Annotated in this window: 16 protein-coding genes; 3 read left to right on the plus strand and 13 right to left on the minus strand. The window is 35.2% G+C overall.

What is annotated here, in order from left to right; genetic code table 11:
- Positions 1 to 57: 57 nt before the first annotated feature.
- From AABL52_RS15540 to AABL52_RS15575, 8 genes are all read right to left on the minus strand, one after another.
- A complete protein-coding gene (locus AABL52_RS15540; protein WP_341517878.1) occupies positions 58 to 1497 on the minus strand; it encodes an MDR family MFS transporter in 1440 nt (479 codons plus the stop codon).
- The gene (locus AABL52_RS15545; RefSeq protein ID WP_000184069.1) at positions 1497 to 1721 is read right to left on the minus strand and encodes an MbtH family protein; all 225 of its coding nucleotides are present in this window, start codon (positions 1719 to 1721) and stop codon (positions 1497 to 1499) included. The genes AABL52_RS15540 and AABL52_RS15545 overlap by 1 nt, the downstream gene beginning before the upstream one ends.
- Complete coding sequence (locus AABL52_RS15550) at positions 1718 to 8875, minus strand: amino acid adenylation domain-containing protein (RefSeq protein WP_341517879.1); 7158 nt, start codon at positions 8873 to 8875, stop codon at positions 1718 to 1720. The genes AABL52_RS15545 and AABL52_RS15550 overlap by 4 nt, the downstream gene beginning before the upstream one ends.
- A 31-nt stretch (positions 8876 to 8906) precedes the next feature.
- A complete protein-coding gene (gene dhbB / locus AABL52_RS15555; protein ID WP_098239519.1) occupies positions 8907 to 9800 on the minus strand; it encodes an isochorismatase in 894 nt (297 codons plus the stop codon).
- 30 nt (positions 9801 to 9830) lie between these two features.
- Positions 9831 to 11447 (minus strand): (2,3-dihydroxybenzoyl)adenylate synthase, encoded by a 1617-nt coding sequence (locus tag AABL52_RS15560; RefSeq protein ID WP_341517880.1) that lies wholly within the window; start codon positions 11445 to 11447, stop codon positions 9831 to 9833.
- Between the two features lie 12 nt (positions 11448 to 11459).
- On the minus strand, positions 11460 to 12659 hold the full coding sequence (gene dhbC, locus AABL52_RS15565; protein ID WP_341517881.1) for an isochorismate synthase DhbC: 1200 nt from the start codon (positions 12657 to 12659) through the stop codon (positions 11460 to 11462).
- A gap of 25 nt (positions 12660 to 12684) precedes the next feature.
- Entirely contained in the window at positions 12685 to 13470 is a 786-nt protein-coding gene (gene dhbA / locus AABL52_RS15570; protein WP_341517882.1) for a 2,3-dihydro-2,3-dihydroxybenzoate dehydrogenase, read from the minus strand.
- A 633-nt stretch (positions 13471 to 14103) separates the two neighbouring features.
- Positions 14104 to 15306 carry an L-lactate MFS transporter gene (locus AABL52_RS15575; protein WP_000749494.1) on the minus strand — a complete coding sequence of 401 codons (1203 nt, stop codon included), beginning with the start codon at positions 15304 to 15306 and terminating at the stop codon, positions 14104 to 14106.
- A 482-nt stretch (positions 15307 to 15788) separates the two neighbouring features.
- Between AABL52_RS15575 and AABL52_RS15580 the strand changes: the two genes are divergently transcribed.
- The gene (locus AABL52_RS15580) at positions 15789 to 15974 is read left to right on the plus strand and encodes a YkvS family protein (RefSeq protein ID WP_000646789.1); all 186 of its coding nucleotides are present in this window, start codon (positions 15789 to 15791) and stop codon (positions 15972 to 15974) included.
- A gap of 58 nt (positions 15975 to 16032) precedes the next feature.
- Here AABL52_RS15580 and AABL52_RS15585 read toward each other — a convergent pair whose 3' ends face one another.
- Complete coding sequence (locus AABL52_RS15585; protein WP_000214798.1) at positions 16033 to 16332, minus strand: ArsR/SmtB family transcription factor; 300 nt, start codon at positions 16330 to 16332, stop codon at positions 16033 to 16035.
- A 330-nt stretch (positions 16333 to 16662) separates the two neighbouring features.
- On the opposite strand from AABL52_RS15585, the gene AABL52_RS15590 reads away from it, so the two are divergent.
- Positions 16663 to 16836, plus strand: a complete 174-nt coding sequence (locus AABL52_RS15590) for a hypothetical protein (RefSeq protein WP_341517883.1) — start codon at positions 16663 to 16665, stop codon at positions 16834 to 16836.
- Between the two features lie 93 nt (positions 16837 to 16929).
- On the opposite strand, the gene AABL52_RS15595 is transcribed toward AABL52_RS15590, so the two are convergent.
- The 4 genes from AABL52_RS15595 to AABL52_RS15610 all read right to left on the minus strand — a co-directional run bounded on the left by AABL52_RS15595 (position 16930) and on the right by AABL52_RS15610 (position 21870).
- A complete protein-coding gene (locus AABL52_RS15595) occupies positions 16930 to 20019 on the minus strand; it encodes an SMC family ATPase (protein ID WP_341517884.1) in 3090 nt (1029 codons plus the stop codon).
- Positions 20016 to 21173 (minus strand): exonuclease SbcCD subunit D, encoded by a 1158-nt coding sequence (locus tag AABL52_RS15600; RefSeq protein WP_341517885.1) that lies wholly within the window; start codon positions 21171 to 21173, stop codon positions 20016 to 20018. Before AABL52_RS15600 ends, AABL52_RS15595 begins: the two co-directional genes overlap by 4 nt.
- A gap of 15 nt (positions 21174 to 21188) precedes the next feature.
- Complete coding sequence (locus AABL52_RS15605) at positions 21189 to 21428, minus strand: DUF2584 family protein (RefSeq protein ID WP_000667352.1); 240 nt, start codon at positions 21426 to 21428, stop codon at positions 21189 to 21191.
- A 184-nt stretch (positions 21429 to 21612) separates the two neighbouring features.
- Entirely contained in the window at positions 21613 to 21870 is a 258-nt protein-coding gene (locus AABL52_RS15610) for a hypothetical protein (RefSeq protein ID WP_001119406.1), read from the minus strand.
- A gap of 316 nt (positions 21871 to 22186) precedes the next feature.
- On the opposite strand from AABL52_RS15610, the gene AABL52_RS15615 reads away from it, so the two are divergent.
- Positions 22187 to 23242: an enoyl-CoA hydratase/isomerase family protein gene (locus tag AABL52_RS15615; protein ID WP_341517886.1), complete on the plus strand. Its 1056-nt coding sequence runs from the start codon at positions 22187 to 22189 to the stop codon at positions 23240 to 23242.
- Positions 23243 to 23426: the final 184 nt, after the last annotated feature.

The raw sequence follows: 23426 nt of genomic DNA on the forward strand, positions 1-23426 counted from the left end.
TCCTTCTAACAAACAATATCATTTTATTTCAAAAGAGTATTATTATTTTATAACTTATTAATTTACAACTTCTTTCTCTTTTGGTAATACAGGTAACGGCTTTTTCTTCTTCTTTGACATTATCTCTTTATCAGAAATACGTAAAGAAAATAGTAATGCTACGAGTAAAAATAGTGCAGATCCAATTAATGCAGCTTGATAAGGCAAGAAATCTGCCTGTGTATGATTCTGTATTTCATTACTTCCAAACCCAGATAATATGCTAGCTAATACAGCAACTCCTATTGCTGAACCTAATCGATTTTGCACATTGAATATAGTCGTTGCTCTTCCCATAGAAGGTGGCATTATATTGTTAAATGCAGAAAATTGAACTGCACCGACAGACTGACCTAAGAAAATACCGATACCAAACAATAATGTCCGTATTTGCCATGGATTCGTATCGTGATTTACAAAACTTAATAAAACAAAGATAACCGCTGTACAAGCTAATCCAATAGAAATTACCTTGCGAGCTCCTAATTTCTTATATGACCATGGTACAATCTGTGACGATATCATTAATCCAATCGCCTCTGGGAATGTCGTAAGACCTGATTCCAGTGCGGAAACTCCTATTACATTTTGATACATAAGCGGAAAAACAAATAACATTCCTAGTAAACCAGCGGATGAAAACAATGAAATTAGACTCATTTTTCTAAAGACTGGTTCTTTTAATAAGCGTAAATCTAACATCGGTTGCTGTACTTTAAGTTCAACAATGATAAACAATGTAATGAATATAATCCCAGCTATTCCAGTACATATAATCTCTGGAGAATCCCAGCCTTTTGATGGACCTTGGCTAAGTGCATAGATAAGCATCGCAAATCCTGGTGCTGAAAGAACAAAACCGAGAGAATCAAAGCGACCAGCTGATTTTTCAATATGCTCTTTTAAAAATAGTAGACCGAATAGTAACGCTACGATTCCAAACGGTACATTAATATAAAATGCCCAGCGCCAAGACATTTGATCTACAAAAAAACCGCCAATAATTGGTCCTACTGCCGGTGCGACAGCAATTGGCAACACAATAAACCGTGAAATTTTCGGCCTTTCCTCTGGTGAAAATGTTCGGAATAACATTGCCATCCCAACTGGTGTTAAAAGCCCCCCACCAGCACCTTGCATGATACGAAATATATTCAATGAAGTAATATCGTTTGCTACTCCGCATAATGCAGACGCAGTTGTAAATACGAAAAGAGCTGTTAGAAATACTCTTTTCGTACCGAAGCGATCTCCTAACCAACCAGAAATTGGAATAAAAACAGCTAAGCTAACTAAATACCCAACATTAACTGTCCCCATCGCAGATGGAGGAACTTGTAATTCTTTACTTATCGTTTGCAGTGCTACATTCACAATTGTTGCATCCATCGCAGCCATAAACATCGCTGTTATATATACGATACTTACAACTAGTTTTGGATTTATTTTTTCCTTCATTATCGTTTTCCTACTAATATTTTTTCGCCAACTTGATTACTTTTTGGATTCAAATCTTCCCAGTTATTTTCAACATATTGTAAACAATCATTCCTACTAGCCTCTTCATGTACGACATTCCAACCAATAGGTACATCGAGAAAGACAGGCCAGAGAGAATACTGACCCTCCTCATTTTTTAATACTTTATATGTGTAATTATCATTTTCGAATGGATTCGTCATACTGTACTTACCCCTTTCTTATCCTGCAAATATTTCGCTAATACTTGTCCAATTTCTGTAAGTGGTCCTGGTTGACATAAATCTTTATGTCTACAATCAATATCGTGTTGCACAATTTCCCCGTCTAAATAATTTAGCCACGTATTTGGAGAAATAGGATCAAACCAGTCTGGTATAACAGTAGATCTAAAGAATAAAATATCTCCGTTATAAACTTTCGGTACATATTTCCCTAACAATCCTACCGAATTTACATACGTTTCTTTCAAATTCAAAATCGTCTCTTCTTCAAGACTTGCTAATGCACTTCCATCTTTACGAAGTATTTCTGCTGCACTTTCCATCGTAAGTGGTTTACCATCCATATTATCTGGATCATATCCACCTAAAGCAAGTAAGGCGATTAATGCTTCTTCTTCAGTAGGTGCTTCCGTATTCGGTAAGAAGTGACCAGGATAAGAATCTAGCATAACGAGTAATTCTACTTCTTCCCCTTCATTTTGCAGTTGCGCCGCCATTGCATGCACAACATTTCCTCCGAGCGACCAACCGAGTATACGATATGGTCCGTGAGGCTGTACTTCACGAACGTGTTTTAAATAATCCGCCGCCATCTCCTCTAAACTTTTTGGAAGTTCTTCATTTTTAGCGATACCGCGTGCTTGGACACCGTAAATTGGATAATCTGTTCCTAAAGATTTCATAAGTCCTGCATAGCACCAACTTAATCCACCTGCTGGGTGTACACAAAATAGTGGCAATTGGTCTCCGCTTGCTCGTAATGGAAGCAACACATCAAGTGCACTTTGACTATTTCCCATTTCAAGTCTTTCTGCAAGCCCTGCAACAGTAGGTGCTGCAAATAAAGTTCCAATATTTAATTCCACTCCAAGCGCTTCTTTAATTCGGCTCATAAGCTGCACCGCAAGAAGTGAATGACCACCAAGATCAAAGAATCCGTCATCAATTCCAATTTGAGGTACACTTAAAATCTCTGTAAATAAGTCACATAACATTTCTTCTTGCGGTGTTCTTGGTCCACGACTAGAAGATGATGCGATAAATTCTGGAGCTGGCAATGCCTTTCTATCTAATTTACCGTTTGGAGTTAAAGGTAACTCATTTACTACTACAAAAGCGTATGGAACCATGTAATCTGGTAAACTACCTCCAGCATACTGACGCATATCATTCGTATCAATCATTTCATGATTAGATGCGACGATATAAGATACTAATCGTTTATCCCCTGGTTGATCTTCCCGTACAATAACGGCTACTTGCTCAACTTTAGGGTGTTTCATTATAACCGCTTCTATTTCCCCTAATTCAATTCGGAATCCACGAATTTTTATTTGGTGATCTGCACGCCCTATATAATCTAGCGTCCCATCTTTACGCCAACGAGCTAAGTCTCCTGTACGATACATTCTTGTACCTGGCTTACCAAATGGATCTGCGATAAAGCGTTCTGCAGTTAAGCCCGCTCTTCCTAAATAACCACGAGCAAGCCCAGCACCTGCAACATACATTTCTCCCACTACTCCAGGTGGCACTGGTTGTAAATAGTTGTCTAATACGTATACTTTAAGGTCTGGTATACTGCAACCAATTAAACTATTCGCGCGTAAAGAAACAATATTCTCATCTAACTCAATATAACTAACATGTACTGTCGTCTCTGTAATACCGTACATATTAATAAGCTTTGGTGCGTTATGAGGATGTCGACTATACCAATCTTCTAATCGACTTAGCTCAAGTGCTTCTCCTCCAAAAACAACGTATCGTAAAGATAATGTTTGACCAATCTCTTCATTTTCACGATCTGCTTGCATCAATTGATAGAACGCTGATGGTGTTTGGTTTAAAACAGTAACCTTTTCCTTAACAAGAAGTTGTAAAAATTCTTTCGGCGAACGACTTACAGTATGTGGTACTACGACTAGACGCCCTCCATATAATAAAGGTCCCCAAATTTCCCAAACCGAGAAATCAAAAGCATAGGAATGGAACATCGTCCAAACATCGTTCGCGTCAAACTGGAACCAATGATCAGTTGCTCCTAAAAGTCTTACTACGTTTTGATGAGGTATCATAACGCCTTTCGGTCTACCTGTTGAACCTGACGTATAAATAACGTAAGCAATATGTGAAGGCAATATTGGCTTCATACGCTCCATTTCATCAATATTTTCTTCACTATATTTCTCAATCTCTTTTATTATTTTTATATCATCAACTAAAATTTTCAGTTCCTCATCACATTCAATTTCCACATCTGAATTTGTTAAAACACATGATGGTTTCGCATCATGGAGCATAAATGAAATACGTTCAGACGGGTAATCTGGATCTAATGGAAGATAGCCTGCTCCTGCTTTAAGAACCGCAAGTAAACTCACAACCATATTTAAAGATCTCGGCATTGCTAATGCAACAAGTTGATCAGGACCGACTCCTTTTGCTATTAGCAATCGAGCTATTTTATTCGCTTTTTTATTCAATTCTTCATAAGTTAATTTTTCATCTTCAAAGACGACAGCAATAGAATTTGGATTTATATAAGCCTGTTTTTCAAATAATTGTGGTATTGTCATTTCTGGTACAATTTGAAAACCACCATTCCACTTTTCTAACACTGTATTTTTCTCTGCCAAAGTTAATATTTCTAATCTACCAATTGATTGATCCTGATTTTTCGCCGCATCGTCTAATAACAGAATGTATCTTTCTATTAATTTTTGAACCGTTTCACGTTTATATAAATCAGTACTAAACTCTAACAATCCATGTAAGCCATTTGGCGTACCATCAACTCCGTTACTCTCGCTAATTTCAAATGTTAAATCAAATTTCGCAGAGCCAACGCTTTGAATTTCAAGGCTCGCTTCTATATCCGGAGCATCAAAGGTTGCTTCTGGCGTATTTTGGAAAGCTAACATAACTTGAAACAGCGGATGACTATTTCGTGTACGTACTGGATTTAACACTTCAACAAGTCGTTCAAATGGTACATCTTGATTTTCATAAGCTGCAAGATTTACTTGCTTCACTCTATTCAATAATTCTTTAAAACTTGGATCTCCTGATGTATTTGTACGTAACACTAATGTATTTACAAATAAACCGACAATATCAGAGAGAGCATCATCGTTTCTTCCAGCAATCGGACTACCGATTGGTATATCAGTACCTGCACCTAATCTTGTAAATAGTGCACTAAGTCCTGCTTGCAACACCATAAACAAACTAACCCCATTTTTTCGTGCAAGCTCTACTAACTTACTATGCATACCCCCATCTATTTGAAAATGAATTGTTTCTCCACGGTAACTCGTTTCAATTGGACGCTGGTAATCTGTAGGCAATTCCAATTGATCTGGTAAACCCTTTAACTCTTGTTTCCAAAAATCTAATTGTGTTGAAATGAGACTCTCTCGTGTTGTTTCATCACCTAGCAATTTCTGTTGCCAAAGGGCATAATCTGCGTATTGAACTGGAAGTGTCTCCAGCTGTACTCTGTCACCTTGACATCGCGCTTTATATGCCGTTGTAAAATCTCTCGTTAACGGTTGTAATGACCAGCCATCCCCTACAATATGGTGCAATAGAATTAGCAATACATGTTCGTTTTCATTCACTGTAAATAGTTGCAAACGAACTGCTGGTTCAACATCGAGGTTAAAGCTATATCTTACCGCCTCTGCAAGCACACTTTCTAATTCATCTTTACACGTTCTTGTTATAATCATTTCTAAATTTAAATTTTCCATATCTAAAATTTTCTGATAGGAACTACCTAATACGTTAGGGAAAATTGTTCTAAGCGTTTCATGTTTCTCAATTACATCATAAAAGGCACCTTGCAATGCTTCTTCATTCAACTTTCCAGTCAAACGAATGACTAACGGAATATTATAAGTAGGGCTTGGACCTTCTAAACAATTTAAGAACCATAACCTACGCTGTGCAAATGAAAGTGGAACTTCATTTGGTCTACTTACTTTCTTAATAGCTGGTCTTGCACTTTTTGCTCGGTCTAATTGTTTCGCTAGTTCGGCAACAGTTGGCGATTCGAATAATTTTCCAATTCCTAATTCGACACTTAACGTTTCACGAATTCTTGCCATTAAACGAGATGCAAGAAGCGAATGGCCTCCCATTTCAAAGAAATTATCATCAATGCTAATACGAGAAACACCAAGTACTTCTGCAAATAAATCACATAATATTTCTTCTTTCGGATTTCTAGCAACTCTCTCCTTATTCATTTCATTAAAATCAGGAGCTGGTAATTTCTTTCTATCAACCTTTCCATTTGGTGTTAATGGTAATTCTTCTAACAACACAAACGCTGAAGGTACCATATAATTCGCTAAACTTTCTGAAACATAAGAACGAATTTCTGCAAAGTTAATTGTATCCTTCTCTTCAGCAACGATATACGCAATAATTCGTTTATCATTTGGGCGATCTTCTCGTACCATTACTACTGCTTGTTTAATATTTTCATGTCGTTGTAATACCATTTCAATTTCAGCTAATTCAATTCGGAAACCACGGATTTTTATTTGATGATCTGCTCGGCTCACGTATTCCAGCACACCATCGTTACGCCATTTCACAAGATCACCTGTGCGGTACATGCGCTTCCCTCGTTCTCCAAAAGGATTTGCAACAAATCGTTCCGCCGTTAACTCTGGTTTTCTTAAATATCCGTTTGCAAGTCCTTCACCCGCGATATATAATTCACCAATTACTCCAGGTGGAACTGGTTGTAATCCTGCATCTAATACATACACATCTGTACTCCAAATCGGTTTTCCAATAGAAGGTATACCAATTTCATTTTCGTCGATGTTCTTGAAAGTAGACCAAATAGTCGTTTCAGTAGGTCCATATAAGTTTGTAATAGAGCAACCTAATTCTTTTAATGTATTTGCTAAATGAGCTGGAAGTGCTTCACCACCAACGAGCGCTTTTAGCCCTTGTAGTCTCTCTGGATATTCCGTTACTAACGCCTGCCAAAGCGTTGGTGTAGCTTGCATAATTGTCGCTCTTTCTTCTTGTAACAATGCCGTTAACGCAGAAGGTTCTTGAATTACTTCTTTTTGTGCGATTGTTAAACTTGCACCACTAATAAGAGGTAAATAAATTTCTAGTGCAGAAATATCAAATGCAAACGTGGTAACTGCTACTAAATGATCATTTTCATTTAATGAAAACATATCGTCCATAGCCAATAAAAAGTTACTTAAAGCTCTCATAGGAACAATTACACCTTTTGGATTTCCCGTTGATCCTGAAGTGTAAATTGTATACGCAGGCTTTAAAAGTGATTCATCTTTCCTAAATGGTAGATTCATATGAGAATATGCTTTTAATGCTAGTTCTGTTTCTTCTCGATCTAATTCGATTTTTTTTATATCATTTTCTATAACTAAAGTAGATGAAACAGATGAATGTGTGATGATATAAATTGGTTTTGCATCATTTACTATATAATTTATCCGCTCAGCTGGATATTCTGGATCTATCGGTAAATACGCTGCACCAGCCTTTAAAACTGCTAGCATGCTAACTACCATTTCTATTGATCTTGGAAACACTAAAGCTACAAACTGATTTGACCCTATTCCTTCTTCTACTAAATAGTGCGCTAGTTCATTCGCCCGTTCATTTAGCTCTTTATACGTAAGGTTTACTCCGTTACACGTAACCGCTATTTTATTTTGATTTTTTTGTACTTGTTTTTCAAATAATATAGGTAGAGAGATTAACTTATCAGCTTCCTTAGTTTCATTCCATTCCAATAAAACTTTATGATTTTCTTCAGGAAGAGTAATGTTTATGCTTCCAATCGACGCGTCTTTTTGATATGAACTTATCATTAATTCTAATACATTCATAAATCTCTCTTTATGCAGCGTTAGTTCCGCGCCATTATATACTTCCGGATTCGCATCAAAATGAATCATTAACTCATTTTCATCGAAACTTTTATAAACATTTATCGATAAATCATCGACAGGTCCTGCTGATAAATTATGTGTAATACCACGATTCCCAGCAAAGTTAAGCCCATAATCAAAAGGCATAACATTCACTAACGGTCCGAATAACCTTTGATTTTCACCTAGTAACTTTAAGTCTCTTCTTAATTCCTCATGACGGTATTTATGATGACGACGTACGTCTCGAATTTCTTTAGAAACTTGCTTTAATAATTCCGCAAGAGTTATATTTGGAGTTACTGTGAGACGAAGCGGTACTAAATTCATTACCATACTCGGTGTATAAATAGATGCTGAACCTAGGCGCCCCATCATCGGTAAACCTAAAACAATATCATTTGCACCTGTTAATTTATGCATATAAATACTTGTTACAGCGACAATAAATTCTGGCCAACTTGTTAAGGAAACATTAATATCTTCTAATAAAATTTTCGTGCTAGATCTGGATAAATAAGCTGTTTCTCGTAAAAATCCATTTGATGTTCTCGGCGCTCGTTCTGCTAAGCTTACAACTTCTGGTTCATCTATAAACTTCTCTAACCAAAAAGTACGATCTTCCTGAAATTGTTTCGACTCACGATATTCAATATCTTCTTGTACAATCTTTGAAAGAGAACCAAATGGCTTCCCTTTCTTATTTGTTTCTTCTATTAAAGATGTATACTCTTTCGCTACCTTTTGGCTAAGAAGTGAAAATCCATAGCCATCCATCACAATGTGATGGATGCGCTGATACCAAAAGAAACGATTATTTTCAACTTGAATAAGTGCTTCAGTAAATAATGTATCTGTTTTCAAATCGACTGGCATAGATAAATCATTTTTCATCCATAATTTAGCAGCTTCTTCAGGATTTTCTTCTTTACGAACATCAATAAAATGCATATGAAACTGTAATTCTTCAATAACTTGCCATGGTCCCATTTCATCCTCTTCGAAACGAACATGTAGTGTTTCTGCTTCTGTTACAACTTTACGTACTGCTAATTCAAAAATACCTTGATTAATATTTCCGTTTATTTCTACATATTCCCCAGTATTATAAATCGGATTCAACGGATCTAATTGCTGTGCAAACCACATACCAGTCTGCGCAGATGATAATGAATGACGAACCTTTTGACTATTAGGCATTCTTTACTACCCCTTTATTATGTAGTCTATATTAAAGTACATGTTCTGTTTGCGGAGATAATAAGCGGTACCAATCGACAACGGTTGGGTTCTCTGCTAAATCTGCAAAAGTGATTTCTTTTCCTTCGCGACGCCACTTCTCTACTAAACTCATAATTCTGACCGAATCGAGTCCTCTATTTAATAAATCTTCATCAGTTTCAACACTTTCTACTGGTTCACGAAGTAATTGTGCAACTAGTTCATGCACTTCCTGTAAAGTGATCACTTCACTCTTATCGCCTTTTACATTTTGTAAATCTTTTAACAGTAAGTTGGTTGATGTCGTTACTGCACATCTATTAGATGCATACTCTAATGCTTGTTTATGATGCTCTAATGAAAAATCCGCCACTGAATCTGCTACAAAGAACGGCTCTATACCATCCATAAACGCTTCACAAGCTGTTAAAAGGCAGCCAATATGCGCATAAATACCGCAAATAATAAGTTGATCTCTTCCTTGCTCATTTAAAATTTCTAATAGATTTGTCTTTTTAAATGCACTATATCTCCATTTTGTTAAGAATATATCATTCTCATCAGGAGTAAGTTCATCGACAATTTTCTTTTTATCTGGTCCAGCAGGAATACCATCACCCCAGAAGTCTTGTAATAACCCTCGTTGTTCTAACGTTTGTCCACCTGGTTGTGCTGTATAAACAACTGGTATACCAAGTTCCTTACATCTTTCTCTTATCACCTTAATATTTGAAATGAGTTCTACTTTCGGTGACTCTTTATCGCTATATGCATCAAGAAAATATTCTTGCATGTCATGGATTAAAAGAACCGCACGTTTTGGATCTGGCGTCCAGTTCACTTTATTTTTTGGTAGTTCTGATTCAACTGGCATTTTGTATACTGAAATAGATGGGATAGCCATCTAATCACTTCCTTCCAATTTTTATATTCTTTATCGTTTTACGGTAATAAGCTTTTCAGCAATGACTTTACGTAATTCTTTTTTGCTTACCTTTCCAACACCTGTTTGCGGGAATGATTCAATAAATTCAATTCGATCTGGAATTTTATAAACAGCTATACCGCGTTCTCTTAAAAACATTTTTAATTCACTTACTGTCGGAGCTTGTCCGCGAGCTATAACAAATGCACAAGTACGTTCTCCTAAATAATCGTCAGGCATTGATACAATTGCAACATCATGTACTGCATCATGTGCTAATAGATGATTTTCAACCTCTTCCGCAGCAACTTTCTCACCACCACGGTTAATTTGATCTTTATCCCTACCTTCTACAATGATGTAGCCTTGTTCATTTACTTTCACAAGATCACCTGTACGATAAAATCCATCTTCTGTAAATGAACGTGCATTATGCTCTTCCGCTTTATAATAACCACGAATTGTATATGGTCCTCTTGTTAATAAACTTCCTACTTCACCAACTTTTACATCGTTATCATTTTCATCAACAACCCTTACTTCGTCGTATGTAGACATCGGTCTACCTTGTGTATGAATGATGATTTCTTCAGGATCATTTAATCTTGTGTAATTTACTAAACCTTCTGCCATACCGAACACTTGCTGTAACGTACATCCAAATGTAGGGCGTATACGCTTTGCAACCTCAGCGCCAAATTTCGCACCTCCGACTTGAATCACTTCTAGGCTCGATAAATCGTTATTACGAGAAGATGCAGCATCAAGCCAGATCATTGCTAATGGCGGAACGAGAGCAGTAATCGTAACTTTTTCTTTTTCTATAAGAGCAAATGCCTCGTCTGGACTACCTCCATTTGCCAACACTACTTTTCCACCCGCATAGAAAGTTCCAAATGTCCCTGGAGAACTCATCGGGTAATTGTGTGCTACTGGAAGAACTGCCATATAGACGCTATCCGTATTCAAATTACAAATTTCAGCGCTAACACGTAAACTATAAATATAATCATCATGTGTTCTAGGAATTAATTTAGAAAGTCCAGTTGTCCCTCCTGACAATTGAAGAAACGCAACATCACTTGGCTGAACTTCTGGTAATGGAATGGAATCTATATACAGATCACTTATGTTCACAAACTCTTCTTCTTCTCCCACTACAATTACATGTTGTAAAGTTGGCACTTTCTCTTTCACTTCTCTTGCTAGTTTTCGATAATCAAAGCCGAGAGCCTTATCTGAAATAATGTAAGCACTCGCCTCACCAAACTCACAAAAATAACTAATTTCACTGCTTCGATGTGAAGGTAGTGCAAAGACAGGAAGTGCTCCAATTCGAAATAGCGCAAAACATATTTCGAAAAACTCGATAACGTTAGGTAATTGGATTACAACTCTATCCTCTTGCTTTATTCCTAAGTTCAGTAAACCTGACGCTAAGCGATCTACTTTTTTATCAAGCTCACTATACGTAATATGCGTATTACCACTTACAACCGCAATTTGATCTCCATATTTTTCAGCCCGCTCTCTTAACATCCCGCCAAATGTTTCACCAAGCCAACACCCTTCCTCTCGATAGTGATCGGCAAATTCTTTTGGCCACTTTGTATAACCTGTTAACATTCTTTCTTCCCCCTATTTTTCATTCAATGAATTATCACTTAACCCTAGAGCCTTCAGCATTGTTTGGAACTTAGCTGATGTTTCTGCTAACTCATCTTCTGGTTTTGACTCAGCAACAACTCCCGCTCCTGCAAATAGTCGAAGTGTATTTTCTTGCACTTCAGCACAACGAATTGTAACAATCCATTCACCATCTCCATTTAAATCGCTCCATCCTAGCATTCCTGTAAAGAATTCACGGTCAAATGGCTCAATTTTTTGAATCGCCTCTCTCGCTTCTTCCATCGGCGTTCCGCAAACTGCTGGCGTAGGATGAAGAGCAATTGCTAATTCTAAAGAAGTAGTATTCGGATCCTTTAGTTCACCTTTCACTTCAGTAGACAAATGCCACATCGCTTCACTATGAATAACAGATGGTTTTTCTGGAACATGTAATGTGTGACAGTATGAGCGAAGCGCAGCAGCAACTGCTTCTACTACTACCGCATGTTCATGTAAATCTTTTGGAGAAGAAAGTAATTCCTCTGCTCTTCTTTTATCTTCTACTGGATCATCACTACGCGGTCTTGAACCGGCTAACGGATTAGAAATAACTTGCATACCATTACGTGAAACGAGTAATTCAGGGCTTGCTCCAATTAATGTCTTATTATTCTCGTTTTCATCTTTCGGTAAATTAACAGCAAATGTATAACCGTGCTTATTATGCTCTGCTAATTCTCGAAGAAGTTTTTGCTTATTAATCTTTTTGGAAGATTTAACATCTAACGATCTAGATAGAACGATTTTCTTTAAATCTCCGTTTTGTATTTTTTCAATTCCTTGCTTCACACCATTCATATACACTTCCGGATCTGGTACAGGCGTCATTTCAAATGTTAAGTTTTCAGTTGTTTCAAGCTGATTTGTTGTATCTAATTGTAATCGTTCAGATATTCTGCTATATTCTGGTACGATAAGTTGCACTTCTTTTCTGCGATCAAATGGCAAAGCACCAACAACGATAGGATTCGGATTTCCAGCTTGTTTTGCATTACGTAATACTGCCTGTACTAGTTCTGGAAAACTTTCAATTTCACGATGCTTTACTGTAGTAAGCTCTCCTTCTGTCAATATTGTTCGAGTAGGTGAAGCGAAAAAGAATGAAGATTCAGTCTTATAATCTTCTAAAAGTTTTTCTGACAGTTCCTTTACAGCCGTAAGTTCATTCATAATATAGTAGCCCCCTATTTTTTTATTAAACGCCTAATGTAGCTCCGCCATCGACACATAAATTATGCATTGTAATATGACTTGCTTTATCTGAAGCTAAAAACAATACCGCTTCGGCAACTTCTGAAGGCTGTGCAATTTTTTGTAATGGTATACCGAGTCTATATGTACTTTGAGAACCAGCAATGATATTTTTTGCTCCATTCTCATCAGCCCATAGTAACCTTTGCATTTCAGTTTCAGTTGAACCTGGAGAAACTAAGTTACAGCGAATGTTATATGCTGCAAGTTCTAATCCTAAACACTTCATAAACATCGTCGTTGCAGCTTTGGATGCCGCATATGCAGCCATATCCATTCTCGGGGTATTTGCTGCATTGGAACCAACTGTAACAATTGCCCCTGAATTTCTTTGCATCATACGTTTACTTACCGCTCGGGACATATAGAAAACTCCTGTAGAATTTACAGAGAATGTTTTATTCCAATCTTCATCACTTAAAGAGTGAATCGCCCCCATACGTAAAACCCCTGCAACATTAACTAATATATCTATCGGTGCTATATCATTTTCAATACCGTTTACCATGTCTTCAACTGCGGTACTATCACTCACATCTAAACGAAACGTTTTCATACGTATTTCATTTAATTCATTTTCATTTAAGAGCACATTTAACCCCTCTTCATTTTGATCAACCGCAATAACTGTAGCTCCTCTTTCTAAAAACATTTTGGCAACAACACTACCTATACCTTGGGCTGCACCTGTTACTAAAACCGTTTTCCCATCAAATTCCCCTAAGTTCATTTCCTCTATCCTTTCATTTGAAAATTAATCTAATTAAACAAATAATGATAAAGATTATCATTATCAATGTAAAAAATAATACACTTACTAAACTAATTGGTCAAGTGTACTTTTCATCAAAATATTATTCATTGATAATGTTTTTCATTTAATATTCTTACATCGAAATGATAATCTTTCTCAATAAACTTGTCAACCTATTTTTATTTTTCAGACAAAATATTTTAGTGATTCTCAATACAATTACATCTAAAAGCAATAATAAGTACCTACATTACACATTTAAACTCATTTTTTGTAAAATTGAAGAAGATAAACTGTAGATACCTTCATTTACAAAGCCTTATCAAAAACTCAAGTATATATTTTCTCAACATTTTTCTGAAAATATCGAGAAAATATATCTTGCAATTACTGATGTATGTCTTGTTTATAATTTAAGATTTAATACATATTTCGAATATAATGTATCACTTTTAATATTCCAATATAATCCAAATGAGTGTTTCACTCACTTTTTTTGTCTCAAATGGTTCCAAAAATTATATAACCTCGTTAGAATAATTCATAAAAAAGCACCCTATTTAATAGGATGCTTTTTCGTAATCATAGTGTGATAGAAGATTTATATACTTATGCTACGCTGCGATACTCATCTTCTCGCTCTTTTTTCTGCTTAGGTGCTTGAATTACAATTGCTATAATAAATGACACGACACATAATACGCCGATCACCATAAAGGTTGGTTTGAATCCACCCAGAAGTGCACCGATAAAGGAACCTGCAAGCGCTCCAAATCCAAATCCTTGATACACAATTCCGTAGTTCTTACTATGGTTTTTCATACCATAAAAATCACCGACGATAGCTGGGAAAATAGTGATATTTCCACCAAAGCAAAATGCTACACTTGCTACACATACGAAGTAAATACCATAATTTAAATCTATGAAACTTAGAACTAAGACTGAACTTGCCATAACAACAAAAGTACCAGTAACGATTTTTAAACGACCGATTTTATCTGATAACGGTCCTAAAATAATACGACCTAATGTATTGAAGATTGCAACCATAGCCACCGCATTAGCTGCTGTCGCTGCGCTAAGTCCTACAAGTTGAACACCAATATCTTTTACCATACCAATTAAGTATAAGCCACTCATACATGATGTAAATAACATTATAAATAATAAGTATACTTGTTTTGTGCCTAACATTTCTTTCGTTGTATATTCATGAGTTTTTGTTTCATGAACCGCACCTTGATCAGCAGCTTGATGGATTAAACAAGCTCCAAGGACAATCATAGCTGTAACAATTAAACCCCAGTATATAAACGCTTGTGATACGCCAACTGATTCAATTAACTGTGCGTTAACGTATTTAAAGATTAAGCTACCTGAACCATATGCAGAGACAGAAATTCCAGCAATTAAACCTTTACGCTTTGGAAACCACTTTATTAAATTGGATAGTGAAGTGATATATGCTGTACCATCTGCATAACCTACAACAACTCCTGCTAGTACATACAGCAATATTAATGAAGAAGCTTGTGAACTAAGTACTAACCCAAGTCCTAATGCCAGTCCAGCTATCATAATAAGTTTACGAAGTCCCCATTTTTCTTGCAATTTACTTGCAAATAAAGTTGAAAATGCTAAGGAAAGACTAGTAATTGAGAAAGTTATAGCAACTGCGTTAAGACTCCAACCGTATTTGCTAACTAAAGGCTGATTGAATAAACTCCATGTATATATTGTTCCAAGCCCCATTTGTACGATGACTGTGCCAAGGACAACCAGCCATGGATTAACATTTGATTTTTTCATACCTTCCCGCCTCCTCTTTCTATTTCAATGCTTTTCGCTAAATTTACTTTTTTTATGTTCATATTGACCACCTCTTTTGATTTAACACCTTCATTGTATAAGATGTTCCCGCTTATGTAAGCACTTACAAGACAGAGCGTCAAAAATATGGAATCAGTTACAGAAAACGAAGGACGAAATACAAAAAAAGAATTATTAAATACGTAAGTAGCTATTATCATGTTTTACATCCGTATGACTTACAGCTGTTTTATCCTCTTCTTTTATAAAAATTATTTCTCAAGTTATATCATAGTTAGATTACAAAATTTTGATTTTCCTATACAAAGAGAAAAAAATGATTTTTACACTACGATGCACTTTATTTTTTATAAAATAAAAAATATTTTATTGATAAACAAAACTAAATATTCACTAATATATCTATACGTGGTTTAATATATATAATAAAAAAATATTTCTGTCTTTAATGAGGAGGTACTATGAAAGCAAACGTAGGGGATACTATACTTTTTCAACGAAATAATTTAAAGATTACAGGATCTGTACTAAAACTTTATACTGAATCGGTCTTAGTTGAAATCACAAATGTAAGCGGTGGTACTTTTGAATTTGATCGAACAATTGTAAATCATAAAAACTATAAAATTTTAAATGCGAATACATAAAACAACACAAAATAGCCCCTGCTTACCAGCAGCGGCTATTTTATATGAAAATACTTCATTAGTTTATATATCCTAAAACACTTACAATCTTACTCGCTTTTAAATTATTAATGTGATAATAAATTTCTAACCCTCTTCTTTCAGCTCGTAACACTTTACCCTTCATTTTTGATAAATGTTGTGAAACCGTCGATTGTGGAATGTTTAATAATTCTGTTAATTGCGTTACATTACAAGTTTTTCTCGTACTTAATTCATTTACAATTTGTAATCGGATTGGGTGAGCCATAATTTTTAAAATATCTACATCTTCTTCTGAAACTAAACTTTTTCTCATTTCACTCGTATATGTTGTCATAAGACATTCCCCTTTTATGTGAATTTCTCTTATTTAGATCTATTTCCAAAATATTTAAAACTCCGATGTGAAACCTTTATATAAAAATAATAGAATTTTAAATTTTTAAAAACAGAATGAAATACAATTCACTTTATTTATTTGGTACATATACATAATACAATGTTAATATGTGCTCTATGTGAAGTTAGCATAAATTTATAATGAAGATTTTTCAAATAATTCACATCTAACTATATACTTTCTCCTAACACTATCCAGTGATTTTAACATATTTTAGGCATTTGTATATACTATCTACAAAACAAATGTTGTTTGGGAGGAGTACAAATGCCAACAATGTTACAAGAAGAAGTTGAAGAAGCTCGCGAAACATATGTCAGTCGTATCATATTGGTCAGTGGATCAGCTTTATTTTTAGTAGGTGGTGTTATATCCGCAATTTCGGCCTTTAAAGCTTATAATCGTTTGGAAAATACACCGCCTTCTCCAGATAACGCCTAAGAATAACAAACAAATGCCACCTCAATAAAGAGATGGCATTTGTTTTATCATAAGTTCTATACTAATAACTTAAAGTATGAATTATAATTGAACTTACTTCACCACAAACCTCGTCTGACTACACCCATCCTTCTGCTTCGTTACTTCTAATACAGCTGGCATTGCGTTTTTCAGCTCTTGAACGTGTGAAATAACACCGATAAATCGGCCTGATTTTTGTAAGTCAATTAAGGCGTCAACCGCTTTTGTTAATGACTCCTCATCTAATGAACCGAATCCTTCGTCGATAAACATCGTTTCGATGGAAATACCGCCTTCATATGCTTGAATGACGTCTGCCATTCCGAGCGCTAAGCAAAGCGATGCATTAAATTTCTCACCGCCAGATAATGTTTTTACATCGCGTGTTTGGCCAGTATATGCGTCGTATACATCTAATCCTAAGCCACTTTGACGATTTCTCTTTTCAACTCGTTCACTTCGTTTTAAATAAAATTGTCCATTTGATAATTTACGTAATCGTTCGTTTGCAATTTGAACAATTTGTTCTAAATACTCAATTAAGATGTAACGTTCAAATGATATACGGCTTTCGTTATCACCTTTCATTACTTCATATAAATCAACAAGTTCTTGGAACGCTTTTTCTTCCTCATGAATTTGCTCATCAATACGTCTAATATTTTCATGTAAATCAAAAATATATGTTACCGCATTTTGCGCACGTTGACGTTTTTCTTTAATGATATCGAGATTAATTTGTAATTCTGTTATGTGTTCACCTAACGCTGTAATATCCATATACTCTTTATCTTTTAATTCAGCATGTAACTCTTCAATTTGTTTTGCAAGTACTTCAAGAGATGAATAATAGCTTTGAATTTCTTTTTGTAACATCTCCATCTCGGCATCATTTAATTTAGCTTCTTTATACGTAGATTGATCTGTAAATCCGCTCTGCTCAAGCTCTTTCATAAAGCGCACGAAAGTCTCTTCTTTCTTCAATTTTGTACTTTCAAATTGATTAGAAGCACTTTCCTGTTCTGCTTGAATTCTTATATTTTCATTTTGCCAATGTTGATACGCTTCCTGCACTTTCTTCCATTCGTCCTCCATTAATTTGAGTTGATGCATAGCTTGGTCAAACTGGACTTTCCAAGCTCGGACTGTTTGTAAGTTTTCAGGAATATTTTTCTTATCATGTTCATATGACGTACGAAGCTGCATACACTCCATTTCTATACGGTGCTGCTCTGTTTCTACCTCACGCTGTTGCTTCTGAAGTGCATCCACTTTTTCTTCTACGCTTTTTATATTCACAGCAGTTTGCTTACGCGTTTCTTCGCTTGCTTTTAACGTATTCACTTCAGTTACTAATTGTTTTCCCTTTTGAACAAGCGCACTATATGTTTCAGCTAATTCTTCCGAGCCATAGCCTCGCTTCTTAACCTCTTCTATTACCTGTTTATATTGAAGATGATAGAAATTCCATTTCTCCTCTAATTGAACATGTAATTTTTCAGCAACATTCTTCTTGTCTCTTAAATCATTTAACTCTTTTTCATCGATCGCATTACTTTGCTCTGTAGCCTTTTTCGGATGGTCCGTACTACCACATACTGGACAAGATTCACCATCATGTAGATGAAGAGCTAATATTCCAGCTTGTTCACTTAACCAGCGGCGTTCCATATTTTCATATGCGTTCACTGCCATTTGCATCTTATTATATGCCGCTTCTTTTTCTTGCTCGAATTTTTGTTTTTCTTGCCCAACATCATATGCTTGCTTTAAAACTTTTGCATCTTCTCGCATATTCGTTAGTTCTTCTACTTTATCGACATATTGCTCAAGTGCTCGTTCTAATTGCTGCAATTCACCAGACATTAGCTGTTTTTGATTTGTATGCTCGTCTAATTGTCGCTCTAAGTTGTGCATACCTTCTTTTAATTTCCCAACTTGAATTTCTGCATTTTGTAAATTCAACTGCTTCTCAGCTAATGATGCAATAATCGGTTGTAACTCTTCTAATCTTTGAACAAGTTTTTTTGCATCTTCTCTCTCAGGTTCTTTATTCTTTATTGCTTCATATTTCTCCTGAGCTAGTTCAAAGCTATTCGTTATATTTTCTTTTTTGGCGATTATCTGTTTTAACAAATTTTCAGCCTTCTGCTCATTTTGTATTGCTTCTTCGTACCATTGTTCAAATGGTAATAAGCGCTTCGCTTCTTCGGCACGTTTAAAAGATGTTTCTTTCATTTCAATAACTGTACGGTTTTCTTGTAAAGTATTATATTTCTCATTCTTTTGTTGTAAATCTATAAATTTCTCATTTACAGATTTCGCTGCATGAAAACGTGTTTCAGCATCTTTTAATTGCTTCGTTTGAACTTCTTGTTCTACTTGTAATTGCTCAACTTCTGCCTTATACACATCTGTTTCTTGTTCTAATGCTTCTACTACTTGATGCGTATTTACATGTTCTTGTTCCACTAATGTCTCTAATAATGATCCATCTCGGATTGGTAATTTAAAAACATTACGAAAATGTAGCTCTCGCTCTTTCTGTTTTTCTTGTAAGACGTCTTTCCATTGTTTTCGTTTTTGATCAAGTAACTCACGCATTAACTTATAACGATCTGTTTTAAAAATACGACGCAAAATTTCTTCTTTGTTTTCTGTCTCAGATGTTAATAGTTTTCGGAATTCCCCTTGCGGTAACATAACAATTTGGCTAAATTGATGTTTACTTAAACCAATTAAATCTTCCACTTTTTTATTTACATCCGTTACATGAAAACGATCAACAGCTGGAACCTTCTCTTCACCAATCACTTCATATAATTCTACTGCATGTCCTGTAATCGTCTTGTTCCCTTGTTTTTTATGTCCAAGTTGTCGTTTTATTTCAAAACGTTTCCCTTTTAGCTGAAAGGTTAGTTCTACACTAGTATACATATTATCATCAGCAAATTGACTACGCAGCATGCTCGTATCACTACGTTCTTCTCCGCTTGCCTCACCATATAACACATAACAAATCGCATCAAAAATCGTTGTCTTTCCAGCTCCTGTATTCCCAGAAATGGCGAAAATACGATGATCTCCAAGATCGTTAAAATCGATTACTTCTTTCTGTTTATACGGTCCAAATGCTGTCATAATAAGCTGAATCGGTCTCATCCTCGTTCACCTTCCTGTTCTTGCACTATTTGTAGTACCTCTACAAATAGACGTTCTTTCTCTTCTGATAAATCTAAGCCTTTCATTTCTTTATAAAAAGCCTTTAATAGCGATAAATCATCCGTTTTATGTCTTGAAACTGTTACTTCATTTGACTCTGTGAACTCTCGTCTTTGAATAGATCTTTCAACATGCATTGCATTTGGATATACAGAGCGTATTTTTTCCATTGGCTGCAAGACAGGATTTTCATCTAATAATTTTACAAACACGTAATCTTCACTTATTGGATGTTGTAATAATTCATCTATTTTTGCTTCTACTGTTCGCATTTTACGGCGTGGTGTAAGTAACCTTTTTTCAATTGTTACTTCACCTTGCTCGTCCAGTTCTACAATATAATATCCTTTTTTATGTTTTTCTTCAGAAATAGAATATGCAAGTGGCGAACCTGAATATCGAATTGACTCATTACGTACGAAATGCGCTTGATGTAAATGTCCAAGCGCTGTGTAATGAAAATTATCAAAATAATGACTATTTACGTATTCAGCACCACCAATTGAAAGTGGTCGTTCTGCATCACTTGTATTCTCCTCTGCTTCTCCCGCAGAAGTTACAAATGCATGACCTACAAATACATGTCTAGCTTCTTTATCCATCGTTTCAGAAAGCTCATTCATAAAAATACGCATCGCATCATCGTGTGAACGTACGTCTTCATTTTTCAATACATGTCTAACTATGCTTGGATCAGCATATGGAACGAGATGGAAGTGAACCTCACCATGTTCATCATTTAATATAATTGGATCATATGGAAATTGAAATTGTCCCACAATAAATAACCCTTGTTTCTTCATTAAACTACTACCAAAATGAATACGATCAGGACTATCATGGTTACCTGCAACCGCAATAACTGGCGTTTGTAAATCAATCACTATTTTTTGTAACACATCATTTAATAAGTCTACTGCTTCTGTTGGTGGAATTGCTCGGTCGTATAAATCGCCTGCAATAATTACGGCATCTGGTTTTTCTTCTTCAACAGCTTGTACAAACTGATCTAATACAATTTTTTGATCTTCAGTCATATACACGCCATGAACAAGCTTTCCTAAATGCCAATCCGCTGTATGAAATAACTTCATATTGTCCTGCTCCTTTTAATTTACTGATTTTAGTGATACGAGTTGATAGTTTATAGTAGTTTTTCCGTTCTCCCACTCTAACTTTTGTATCATTGCACTACCAATTCTTTCTTCATTTGATTTATATAAAGGTAATATTTCTTGAACTGTAAATAAGTGATAACCATCCAATTTTAATTGAAATACGTTTTCTTCTATATGTAACCTTACTTCTTTTTCATTTGAAATAATTTTTGTGTGCATCTCAAATTTCATGATAGATACAACCCCTTTTTCTAATCTCTACACTATTAATAGTATATTGGCTATGCAAGATTGACAAGTAAATACACGGCAAAGTATATACTTTTCTATCGCTATATGTTTTTTATTTTTTACATATAATACGGTATGTGAAATTTTATTTTATACAAAAATAAAAATGCCTCATGTGACATCTTTATTTTTGTATAAAATCTTTCATTACATAATATAAAACTGTAATTAAAACGATCGCTACAAAAAATGAAAATACAGCAACAATGTACCCATCCTTATTTAATAAAATACAAAAAGAAATAGATATGATAAAAATCGGAAATACGAGACGTACTTTATCCTTCACTTCCTCTGTCGTATCTGTATGATGAAAAAACTGAGTTATCCCTATCATTAAAGAAGACAAAATAATCACCGACAACAGTAAAGGTCCTGGCATCCCGATTTCTCCTTTCTCTTTTTCTAATGAAAAGCAATATTTCTTTTATCATAATCATTTCAAATACCCTTTTTCAGATGACTATGTACAATTTACACCTATATAATAGCGTGTTTATCATGATAACTTCAAATAATTACAATTACAGTAATGTTGTAATATTCATTTTCAACCTCCAAAATCCTGCAAATATAGCTCGTCAAAATATGCATTGGGCAAATTAACATATATCGCCAACTTTAGACAAAGTTTATAAAGGACATTTCAGTACGTATCAAGAATTAAGAATAAGAAGATATGTAAGGGAGGATGAATTATGACTGAACACGTTTTATTTTCTGTTAGTGAAAACGGAGTTGCATCAATTACTTTAAACCGCCCAAAAGCACTTAATTCTTTATCTTATGACATGTTACAACCAATTGGGCAAAAACTGAAAGAATGGGAAAATGACGAGCGAATTGCGCTTATCGTATTAAAAGGAGCTGGCACAAAAGGTTTTTGTGCAGGCGGCGACATTAAAACTCTTTATGAAGCACGTTCAAATGAAACTGCATTACAGCATGCGGAACGTTTTTTTGAAGAAGAGTATGAAATTGATACATATATTTATCAATATAAAAAACCAATCATCGCTTGCTTAGATGGAATTGTAATGGGCGGAGGTGTCGGTCTTACAAATGGTGCGAAATATCGAATTGTAACTGAGCGTACGAAATGGGCAATGCCAGAGATGAATATCGGCTTCTTCCCAGACGTCGGTGCTGCTTATTTCTTAAATAAAGCTCCAGGGTTTTCTGGCCGCTATGTTGCTTTAACGGCATCTATTTTAAAAGCTTCAGACGTATTATTTATAAACGCTGCTGATTACTTTATGACATCTGATTCATTACCAAATTTCCTTACTGAACTTGAAAGTGTAAATTGGCATAAAGAAGATGATGTACATACTAATTTAAAAGAAGTCATTCGTACATTTGCAACTGCTCCAAGCTTAGAAAGCGAACTTGCTTCTTCATTAGAAGAAATGAATTCACACTTTGCTTTCGATACAATTGAAGAGATCATCCATTCATTGGAGAAAGATCCAAGTTCCTTTGCTATAAAAACGACAGAAACGCTATTATCAAAATCCCCTATTTCATTAAAAGTAACATTAAAACAGTTTATCGATGGCCAAGATAAGTCCGTTGAAGAATGTTTCGCTACCGACCTTGTACTTGCTAAAAATTTCATGAGACATGTGGATTTCTTCGAAGGAGTACGCTCTGTTGTCGTTGATAAAGATCAAAATCCGAATTATAAATATAAGCAGTTAAGTGATGTTTCAGAAGAAGATGTAAATCGGTTCTTTAACTTACTAAACGCATAAGTGGTGGTTTACCCCCTCACCAATCATCCGTTCATTCGGGATAAACCTGAGGCTATATATTCGTGTAATTACGCGGATGTATAGCCTCTTTCCTATTTAATATTTTTTAATAAAATTTAATTTTATTAAATCGAAATATGTGCTACACTATTTTTAATCAAATATTCTAAAAATAAAAAGGAGG

The organism is Bacillus paramobilis, from assembly GCF_038096195.1.
Taxonomy (GTDB): Bacteria; Bacillota; Bacilli; order Bacillales; family Bacillaceae_G; genus Bacillus_A; species Bacillus_A mobilis.